Origin of the sequence: Hymenobacter sp. (genome assembly GCF_035709525.1) — a bacterium.
Lineage (GTDB): Bacteria > Bacteroidota > Bacteroidia > Cytophagales > Hymenobacteraceae > Hymenobacter.
This window is the reverse complement of record NZ_DASTEP010000174.1, coordinates 1-9,473: the sequence shown is the minus strand read 5'-3', so window position 1 is coordinate 9,473 and position 9,473 is coordinate 1. Positions and strand designations below refer to the sequence as shown.

The 9,473-nt window shown below is 61.2% G+C and carries 7 protein-coding genes; 2 read left to right on the top strand and 5 right to left on the bottom strand.

Annotated features, from left to right (window positions below; genetic code table 11):
- Positions 1 to 126: 126 nt before the first annotated feature.
- Both VFO93_RS15870 and VFO93_RS15865 read right to left on the bottom strand, forming a co-directional pair.
- Complete coding sequence (locus tag VFO93_RS15870) at positions 127 to 1,110, bottom strand: pyruvate dehydrogenase complex E1 component subunit beta (RefSeq protein ID WP_325135347.1); 984 nt, start codon at positions 1,108 to 1,110, stop codon at positions 127 to 129.
- 519 nt (positions 1,111 to 1,629) lie between these two features.
- The gene (locus VFO93_RS15865; protein ID WP_325135346.1) at positions 1,630 to 3,405 is read right to left on the bottom strand and encodes a hypothetical protein; all 1,776 of its coding nucleotides are present in this window, start codon (positions 3,403 to 3,405) and stop codon (positions 1,630 to 1,632) included.
- A gap of 236 nt (positions 3,406 to 3,641) precedes the next feature.
- Between VFO93_RS15865 and VFO93_RS15860 the strand changes: the two genes are divergently transcribed.
- Entirely contained in the window at positions 3,642 to 3,860 is a 219-nt protein-coding gene (locus tag VFO93_RS15860) for a PspC domain-containing protein (protein ID WP_325135345.1), read from the top strand.
- A 77-nt stretch (positions 3,861 to 3,937) separates the two neighbouring features.
- Here the strand turns inward: VFO93_RS15860 and VFO93_RS15855 are convergent, their stop codons facing one another.
- From VFO93_RS15855 to VFO93_RS15845, 3 genes are all read right to left on the bottom strand, one after another.
- The gene (locus tag VFO93_RS15855) at positions 3,938 to 4,939 is read right to left on the bottom strand and encodes a glycosyltransferase family 2 protein (protein WP_414653597.1); all 1,002 of its coding nucleotides are present in this window, start codon (positions 4,937 to 4,939) and stop codon (positions 3,938 to 3,940) included.
- Positions 4,940 to 5,039: 100 nt separating this feature from the next.
- The gene (locus VFO93_RS15850) at positions 5,040 to 5,378 is read right to left on the bottom strand and encodes a YbaB/EbfC family nucleoid-associated protein (RefSeq protein ID WP_325135344.1); all 339 of its coding nucleotides are present in this window, start codon (positions 5,376 to 5,378) and stop codon (positions 5,040 to 5,042) included.
- A 294-nt stretch (positions 5,379 to 5,672) separates the two neighbouring features.
- Positions 5,673 to 8,357, bottom strand: coding sequence for a glycoside hydrolase family 3 C-terminal domain-containing protein (locus VFO93_RS15845; RefSeq protein WP_325135343.1), 2,685 nt, complete (start codon positions 8,355 to 8,357; stop codon positions 5,673 to 5,675).
- A 401-nt stretch (positions 8,358 to 8,758) separates the two neighbouring features.
- Between VFO93_RS15845 and VFO93_RS15840 the strand changes: the two genes are divergently transcribed.
- Entirely contained in the window at positions 8,759 to 9,352 is a 594-nt protein-coding gene (locus VFO93_RS15840; RefSeq protein WP_325135342.1) for an RNA polymerase sigma factor, read from the top strand.
- Positions 9,353 to 9,473 lie beyond the last annotated feature (121 nt).

Genomic DNA, 9,473 nt, shown 5'->3' with positions numbered 1-9,473 from the left:
GACGCCAGACGCAAAATATTGCGTCTCTACACCTCACCAGTTCAAGCAAGCAATTCGCTAGCCCTATTGCGAGATGCATAAAAAAAGCCCGCGCTAGCGGGCTTTTTTTATGCATTATCAGTCAGCTTACGCCGCCGAGTAGGTTACTTCCTTCACCGCTTTTACTACGCGGGCCACGTTGGGCAGCGAGGCTTCGATGAGGGTGGGGGCGTAGGGTAGGGGCACGTCGGCGCAGGTGATGCGCACCACCGGCGCGTCGAGGTAGTCGAAGGCACGGCGCTGCACGATGTACGCCAGCTCGCTCGAAATGCTGGCCAGCGGCCAGGCTTCTTCTACCACCACCATGCGGTTGGTTTTCTTCACCGAGGCGATGAGTGTGTCGTAGTCGATGGGGCGCACCGAGCGCAGGTCAATTACTTCGGCCTGAATGCCTTCCTTGGCCAGCTCGTCGGCCGCGCCGAAGGCTACCTTCATCATTTTGCCGAAGCTCACGATGGTCACGTCCTTGCCTTCGCGGGCCACGTTGGCCTTGCCGATTTCGAGGATGTACTCTTCTTCGGGCACCTCGCCCTTATCGCCGTACATCAGCTCCGACTCCATGAAAATAACCGGGTCGGGGTCGCGGATGGAGGCTTTCAGCAGGCCCTTGGCGTCGTAAGGGTTAGAGGGTACTACTACCTTGAGGCCGGGGCAGTTGGCGTACCAGTTTTCAAAGTTTTGCGAGTGCTGCGACGACAGCATCCCGGCGTTGCCGGTAGGCCCGCGGAACACGATGGGGCACGAGTACTGCCCGCCCGACATGGAGTAGATTTTAGCGGCCGAGTTAATCACCTGGTCGATGGCCACCAACGAGAAGTTGAAGGTCATAAACTCGATAATCGGCTTCAGCCCATTGGCCGCCGCGCCCACGCCGATGCCGGCAAAGCCGAGCTCCGCAATCGGCGTATCAATCACGCGCTCAGCCCCAAACTCGTCGAGCATGCCCTGGCTCACCTTGTAAGCCCCGTTGTATTCGGCTACTTCCTCGCCCATCAGGAAGATGGACGGGTCGCGGCGCATTTCTTCGCTCATGGCCTCGCGTAGGGCCTCGCGGAATTGAATAGTACGCATCTGGTTAAGTATTTTACGGGGTAAAGTTAAGGCAAAGTAGCGGGGTTGCGGCACGCGGGCGCGGTCAAAAGCCTGGTTACCGTAGATGGTAAACCGGACAAACTGGTTTTGCAAAACTTCGCTACCTTTGTCTGCGTTTCAAGCAAAAAGAAAGGGAGCCAGACCCTTGGCCCGGCTCCCAATCCCAACTACTTGAGATAATGAGCGATTAGGTAAAGGCCTAAGCCCTTAGCTAATCCTTTCAGAACCTCCAGAAAAACTGGCTTGCACCAGTCCTTCAGCAGTTTCTTCGCGCTGTCCTTTTTCATTTGCCTAGAAGTCAAGGGTTACGCAGAAACCCCCAGACTTCTCGAAGCCCTGAACTGTTCCACCAGTCAGGGCTTCTCTTTTTAGCAGAGTAGCCGTTGGCTGGGGGACGTACCTAACGCGAGTGCGGCAAAGGTAGAAATAGAAAAGGCGTAGTGAATAATAAACTCGTATTATTCACTACGCCTTTTAGTTACGGGCTGAAAGGGCAAGCTACTTCAGCGCCTCCCGAAACGCCGTGCCCTGGGCGTACTGCGCAAATTCTAAGTCCTCTACGGCCTGGGTGGCGAGCTTGCGGTCGAGCTGCACGGCGCGGGTGAGTTCTTGGGCCATCGCGTTTTCGTCGTGGCGGCGGGCGGCGGCCACGGCCAGGCCATAGTGCGGGGCGGCGGCCTGCGGGCGCAGGTCGAGGGCCAGCTGGTACTGGGCAGCGGCGGCATCGTAGCCACCGCGCTGCACCAGCAGCAGGGCCTGGTTCATATAGTTCTGGTAGCTGGGGCCGGCCAGGCGCAGGCTGGTGAGGGCCTGCTCGGGCTGGCCAATCTGAATTTCGAGTGCAGCGCGGTCGGAGAATATCTTGCGCAGCATAGGCCGCGAGCCGCCCAGCTTGATGGCGTAGTCGTAGTCCTGCAAGGCCTCCAGAGTTTCCTGGGCGCGGTGGTGCATGGCGGCGGCGCGGTAGAAGAGCTCGGCCGTGGGGTGGCGGTGCGCGGCCAGCGTGAAATTGACGGCCGCGCGGTGGTAGTAGGCGCGCTGCACGCGCTCGGTGGGCTCTTTTTCGGCGCGCAGGGCCAGCACGGTGGCTAGGTTATAAAACGACTCCCAGCTGGCCGTGCTGGCGGCCGAGAGCTCGTAAATGCGCTGCTTCTCAGCCAGCAGCGGCGTGAGGGTGGCCGAGTAGCGCAGCTCCTCGGGCGTGAGCGCCTCGATGTCGGCCTGCTTTTCGACCATCTTTTTGCTCAGCAAATACACCTCCGAGTCGTAGCGCTTGGGCGCGGTGTACGTCACGGCGATGGTGCCCCAGCGCAGCACGGGGTAGATGTATTCTTCGAGGTAGTCGAAGTAGCTGAGCTTGTGCAGCGCCTTTTCCTTCTGGGCAAAGGTGCCGCGCGTGTCGTTGATGATGGAGATGACCGAATCCTGCTGCGCGGGCTTAAGCACCGAGTTTTGTACCTGGTTCAGGAGTAGCTCCCAGCTGCGGCGGTAGGCGATGGTGTCGAACTTAATATTCTCGACCTTATTGAGATACGAGAAGCCCTTCACCCGCTGCTTGTAGTAGTAAAGCAGCATCTTGACGCGCTTGCTGGCCAGGGCCGGCTGGTGCGCGTCGAGCGAATCGGGCGAGTGGCCGGCCGCGATGAGCACGCGCTGGGTGTGCTGGTTTTGGTCGATGAGGTCTTCGAGCGCGGCAATGTTGGTGCCCAGGTGCGAGCGGATAAACCACTTGCCCTGGTCGAAATACAGCGGCAGCAGGCGGGTGCCGCTCATCACGTTGCTGGCGTGTTCGGGCAGCAGGTGCAGGGCGCTGTCTTCCAGCACCACGCGGCGGGCGGGGTCCGAGATGCCGCGCGCCACCAATGTTTCGGTGCTGGCTCGCAGCACTTTGCCGTGGGGCTTGGTTTCGCGCACCTGGCCGCGGGCCAAGAGCTGGCCCGGCGAGTGGCGCGGCGTGTTGCGCAGGGTGAAACGGTCGCGGCTCACGAGCCGGCCCTTCACCGAGTCGTCGTAGGTGTACTGGCCCTGGGCGAAGGACAACCGGCCTATCGTGTCGAGGCGCAGGTCGTGGTCGTAGCGGTAGGTGAGCACCACCTCGTACACGGCGCCTTTGTGCAGGTGGGCGGCGTTGGCTTTGGCGGTGGCCTCGAAGGGCACGGCGTCGCCCACGGCGGTGAGGGGCGCGGGCGCTACCTGCACGCGGCGGCCGGCCTCGGCCTGCTTCAGCATCTTGGGCAGGGGCGAGCAGGCGGTGGGCAGTAGCAGCGCCGCCAACAGGCACCGCCGGAGGCCATTACGCGAAAAGGTAATCGAAAAAAAATGCGGATTTTCTAGCAAGGGAATCGTCTTTTATGGCTGCTCTAACGTAGAAAGCAGCCTGGGCGGCCAACGCGCCCGGCGCGCTAACGCGCAAAGCCACTGTTTAGTAAACGCGCCGGGTAGTAGCGGGCAGTGGCCGCCGTTGTATCTTGGGCTGGCAAAGTTGCATCACCCTCTCCGAACCCCTGTTTATGAAACGCCTTACCGACTTCATCGAAACCCAGTCGTTTGGGTTGTGCTCGGCGCTGGGGCAGCGCTGGGGCTTCAGTACGCGCAGCGTGCGGCTCTCGTTTGTGTACGCCTCGTTTTTCACGTTTGGCTCGCCCGTGGTACTCTATTTTGCCGGCGTGTTCTGGATGAATATTCGCCACGCCATGCGTCAGCAGCGCAGCACGGTGTGGGATTTGTAGTCATTTAACAGTTATCAACTAACATTTAACAGCTCGTTTGGTGCGCCTCTCTGGTACATCAAACGAGCTGTTAAACGTTAATTGATAACTGTTAAATGATTAAATCGTTTTTTTTCCTGCCCAAAATACGCCCACACCACGCTGCCCCGGTAGGTTCCCGCCCGCTCGCTGGCCAGTAGGCGCGGCTTAGCCAGCTTGCGCCGCCGCCGCCAGTAGCCCAGCCGCAGAAAGAAGTGTAGGTGTGCCCGGCCCACGGCTTGCGCCTCGGGCCAGTTGCCGGCCGCCAGAAAACGCAGCCCGGCTACCCAGTCGAGCAAGACGCGCAAGATAAAAAAGCCGGCCAGCTCGCCGGACGCGGTATTTTTGAAGAGCAGCGCCAGGCCGTTGCGGAAGTTGAGGTAGGTTTTGCGCGGGTTGGACTTGGGTAGCGTGCCGCCGCCTACGTGCTGCACTGTGCCGCCGCCGTGGTACCAGATTTCGTAGCCCGCATTCTGGGCGCGCCAGCAGAAATCGATTTCCTCCATGTGGGCAAAAAATGCTGGCTCGAAGCCACCCACCGCCTGCCACGCCGAGGCGCGTACCAGGCAGCACGCGCCGCTGGCCCAGGCCACCGGGCGCGGGTCGTCGTACTGGCCCGCGTCGGTTTCGAGGGTGTCGAAAAGGCGGCCCCGGCAGAAGGGGTAGCCCAGTTCGTCGAGGTAGCCGCCGCCCGCTCCGGCGTACTCAAACAGCGTGGGGTTGTCGTAGGCCAGGATTTTGGGCTGCACGGCCGCGATGCGCGGGTTAGCGTGCAGCAGCGCGTAGAGCGGCGGCAGCCAGCCGGGCTGCACCTCCACGTCGGAGTTGAGCAGCACGAAATACGGGCTGTCGAGCCGGGCCAGCGCCTGGTTGTAGCCTTCGCAAAAACCTAGATTCTCTGTGAAGGCCAGCAGTTCGACCTGCGGAAATGTACCCGCGAGCAGTGCCCGCGAGTCGTCGGTCGAGGCATTATCAGCTACGACTACCCGCGCCCCGGCCGCGTGGGCCAGCACGCCGGGTAAAAATTTACGCAGAAAATGCGCGCCGTTATAATTGAGAATTACAATGGCTACGTCAGTCAGCGCGGCAGCCGTTGGTGGGGCGGCCGAAGTATCTGATGCTACTTCGGCTGCCTGGCTATCGGCGACCTTCTCAGTTAGATTAACCGCCAAAGTTGCTCAGGTCGAAGCCGGGGATGTTGGGGAGCAGGCCGCTGGTTTGGCGCTGCATTTCCTGCTTGGCCAATTCGGCGGCGGCCTCCAGGGCTTTGTTGGCGGCGGCCACTACCAGGTCGGGCAGCATTTCGCGGTCTTCGGGCGTGAGTAGAGAAGGGTCGATGTCGAGCTTCACGAGCTGGCGCTGGCCGTTGGCCGTGGCTTTTACCAAGCCGCCGCCCGCCTCGCCGGTGGCCGTAAGGTGCTGAAGCTGCGATTGGGCCTGCTGCATTTTGTCTTGCAGCTCTTTCACCTTGCCCATCATGCCCATCATGTCGAATGCCATAGTCGTAATAATGCGTATTTGACGCTTTAAAGTGGGTTTTGCCAGCCGGCTACTGCCGGAGCCTGGCCACTGATTCCTAAAAGGCTTTTGCGACGCGCTGCGTTCATCCAAGCTCAGAAGAAACCGCTAATTGCGGTCGCCAGTTTTGGCAGCAACTAGCGGTATGCAAAGGTAACGGCCCGGCCCGCGCTCAGTGACGCACAAAAAAGCCCGCCGGGCGGCCACTATCAGGACCACCCGGCGGGCAAACAGATATCCCCATGCGTGGGACTTGCGCCGCGCATGGATGCATCGTTAATCTATCGCCACCGACTTACCAGTTAGCGCCAGGTCGGCTTTAATCACCTTGCCCGCCGCTACGGCGGCTGCCAGCGGCTGCCCGCCGCCCGCAAACACCTGCACCTTGCCAGCCGCTTCCACGCGCTTGGCCTGGGCGTCGAGGCGCGAGAGCTGGCGCGGGGTGAGCGTGAACGCGACCGTCTGCTTGGCGCCGGGTGCGAGGTTGAGGCGGCGGAAGCCTTCGAGCGCGTGCCGCGCCACGCGGCCGGTAGCGCCGGGGTGGCGCACGTAGAGCTGCACTACCTCGTCGCCGGTGCGGGTGCCAGTGTTCTGCACGTCCACGCTCACGCGGATGGGCTGGCCGGTCGTCGTTTTCGACAGCACTTTTAGGTTGCTGTATTTGAAGGTTGTATAACTCAAGCCATGGCCGAAGGGGAACAGCGGCTCGCCGGTGAAGTAGCGGTAGGTGCGGCCGGCCATGCTGTAGTTGTCGAAGGGCGGCAGCTGGGTTTCCGACTTGTAGAACGTGACGGGCAGGCGGCCGGCGGGATTGTAGTCGCCAAAAAGTACGTCGGCCAGCGCGGTGCCGGCGGCCTGGCCGCCGTACCAGCTATTCACGATGGCTGGCAGGTGCTCGGCCTCCCAGGGCGTGGCCAGGGCGCTGCCCGTCATGAGGGCCAATACCACGGGCTTGCCGCTGCTGTGCAGCACTTTGAGCAAGTCGGTTTGCACCTGCGGCAGGCCGATGGTGGTGCGGTCGCCGCCGCTGAAGCCGGGCACGTCGACCCGCATTTCCTCGCCTTCGAGCCGGGGCGAAATGCCGCCTATCATCACGATGGCGTCGGCGTCTTTCACCTGCGCCAGAATGTTGGCCGGGTTCATTTTCACCACCTTCGCGCCAGTAAGTTTGAGAATGGTACGGCGGTCGGTTTGCAGGTATTCCAGCTTGATAGCGAGTGGCTTGCCGGCTACCACGGGCAGCACGTGCTGCCGGGTCGATACGCCCCGGCCGGCCCAGTTGTCGAGCACCAGCTGGTCATTCACAAACAGCCGGTAGCCGTCGTCGCCGGTGATTTGCAGCGCCAGCTCCTCGGTTGTTGAGGGCGTGAAAGTAGCCTGGTAGCGCGCCGAGAAGTTTTCGGCCGGCAGGCCGGGGGCCACCTCCATTTTCACGTTGGCGAGGTAGCGGTCCAGCCCGGCTTCCTGGCGGGTGGCCACGGGCGTGCCTTCCAGCGCGATACCTTTGAAATATTCGGCCTGGAAGCCGGGCTGCCCGTTGAACGTCAGCTGCTTATTAATATTGAGCGGCTCGTACACCGTGTTGCTGGCGTAGTCCACACCTTGCACGTACACTACCTCAGTGCCCTTGCCCACTTTGGCCCGGATGCCTTCGAGCGGCGTCACGATGTCGGTGGGGAAGCCGTTGTAATTACCGAGCTGCACGTTTTCGTTGTCGGCGTTGGGGCCGAGCACCACGATTTTCTTGAGGTTTTTGCGTAGCGGCAACGTCTGCTTTTCATTCTTGAGCAGTACCACCGACTCGCGGGCCATCTTGAGCGCGTGGGCTTGGTGCGGCGCGCTTTCCACCACACTCAGCGGAATCTGGGCGTACTTCACGCGCTCCACCGGGTCGAACATGCCCAGCTGAAACCGGATTTTGTAGAGCCGCTTTACCGACGTATCGAGCTGCTGCTCGCTGATGAGCTTCTTCTGCACCGATTCCAGCAGCGAGTTGTAGGTAAACAGCTTGCCCGTGGCGCACTCGATGTCCGTGCCGTGCAGCACGGCATTGGCGGCGGCAGTGGCCGCGTCGGGGTCGGTTTTGTGGTGCTGCCAGAAGTCATTGATGCCGTCGCAGTCCGAGGTTACGTAGCCCTTGAAGTTCCACTTCTTATACAAGATGTTGGTCATCAGGACGTCGCTGCCGCAGCAGGGCTGGCCGGCGTAGGCGTTGTAGGCGCACATCACGCCGGCTACCTTGGCATCTACGATGAGGTCGCGGAAAGCCGGCAAATAGGTGTCCCACAGGTCGTAGTCGCTGATTTGGGCGTTGTACTCGTGGCGCGACGACTCCGGCCCGCTGTGCACGGCGAAGTGCTTGGCGCAGGCCGTGATTTTCAGATACTTCGGGTCGTCGCCCTGAAAGCCCTTCACCAGCGCCGAGCCCAGCTGCCCGGTCAGGTAGGGGTCTTCGCCGTAGGTCTCCTGCCCCCGGCCCCAGCGCGGGTCGCGGAAGATATTGATGTTGGGTGTCCAGAAAGTAAGTCCTTGGTAAATACCGCGCTCGCCGCGCCGCACGTACTCTTGGTGCACCGCCCGCGCCTCGTCGGAGGTGATGGTAGCCATGCGCAGCATGGCCGGCTCGTCAAACGTGGCGGCCATGCCGATGGCCTGCGGGAAAACCGTGGTTTTCAGGCTAGTGCGGGCCACGCCGTGCAGGGCCTCGTTCCACCAGTTGTAGGCCGGGATGCCCAACCGGTCGATGGCCGGCGAGGCGTTCAGCATCTGCGACACCTTTTCGGCCAGCGTGAGGCGGCCCACCAGGTCATCGACCCGCTGGTCGATGGGCAGGTCGGGATTTTGGAAGGGATAAGCGGCCTTAGGTGCCTGGGTAGTGGCGGTGGGGGAGGGGGCGGGCGGGCGCTGAGCACCGGTGCCGGCCAGCAGCAGCACGCCCAGAAGCGCGGAAACAGACTTCATAAAGGAGGTGGGAGAAAGAAAAGTAACGGGGCCGCAGGCGCTACCATAAAGCTCAAATGGTGCCGCCCGCGCCCCGCGCCCCAGTGGGCGCAAAGCCATAGTTACAGCGCTGAAAGGCAAGAAGCAAGCTTCTTTTTTCCGGCAACCATTGCGATAGGTACCGCCCGCAGCGGCGATGTCATTTGCTAGTCGCTACCCCACCCGCAGCCCCGCGCCGGGCACTGCCGTTGCTAGAATGCTTAGCATCAGGCAGTGGCTTGGGCTGCGCGTCCAGCTAGCGGCCGAGAAACAGGCTTCGAGACGATTACCTATACGCAAAAATTGCGGTAGCTTGTTGCTTGTCAATATTTTACCAGTGATTTGTATATTAGCTGCCATTCCCACTCCCAGGTTCTTTTTCCGTGCTTTCCTCTTCCTCCGGTAAGTATGCTTCGTTAGCAGATGCCGATTTACTGGCCGCCCTGCGGGCCGGCGACTCCGGTGGCTTCGCCGAAATTTATGCGCGCTACTGCTACCCGCTGTTCACCCTGGCTTTCCATAAACTGAAAAGCCGCGAAACCGCCGAGGAACTGGTGCAGGACCTGTTTGAGAACCTGTGGCAGCGCCGCGCCAGCCACGATATCCAGCAGCTCAAACAGTACCTGTTTTCGGCCCTGCGCTATCGCATCATCAACCACGTAAAGGCCCAGCAGGTGCGAGCAGGCTACGAACTCTACTGCCGCCTCCACACCTCAGAAGCGGACACTGCCACCGAAGATGCCCTGGCTACCAACGAGCTGCGTGCAGCGCTACTGAACGGTATGTGCAAGCTGCCCGCCAAAACGCGCGAAATATTTCAGCTCAGCCGCCTGGAGCAGTACTCGGTGGCCGAGATTTCGGGGCAGGTCAAGCTCTCCGAAAAAACGGTGGAGTATCACCTCACCAAGTCGCTGAAGCTGCTGCGCGGCTATTTGCGTGAGTTTTTGGTTTTGGTAGTGGTGGGGTTTTGGTCCTAATCAAAGGAAGCCTTATCTGTTATTGCAAGCGTAGCGAAGCAATCGCACCTGTTGGGCACTCGGTCATAAGTAGCTGCCCAAGCTTGGGCGCCTCACCCCCCGGCCCCCTCTCCGAAAAGGA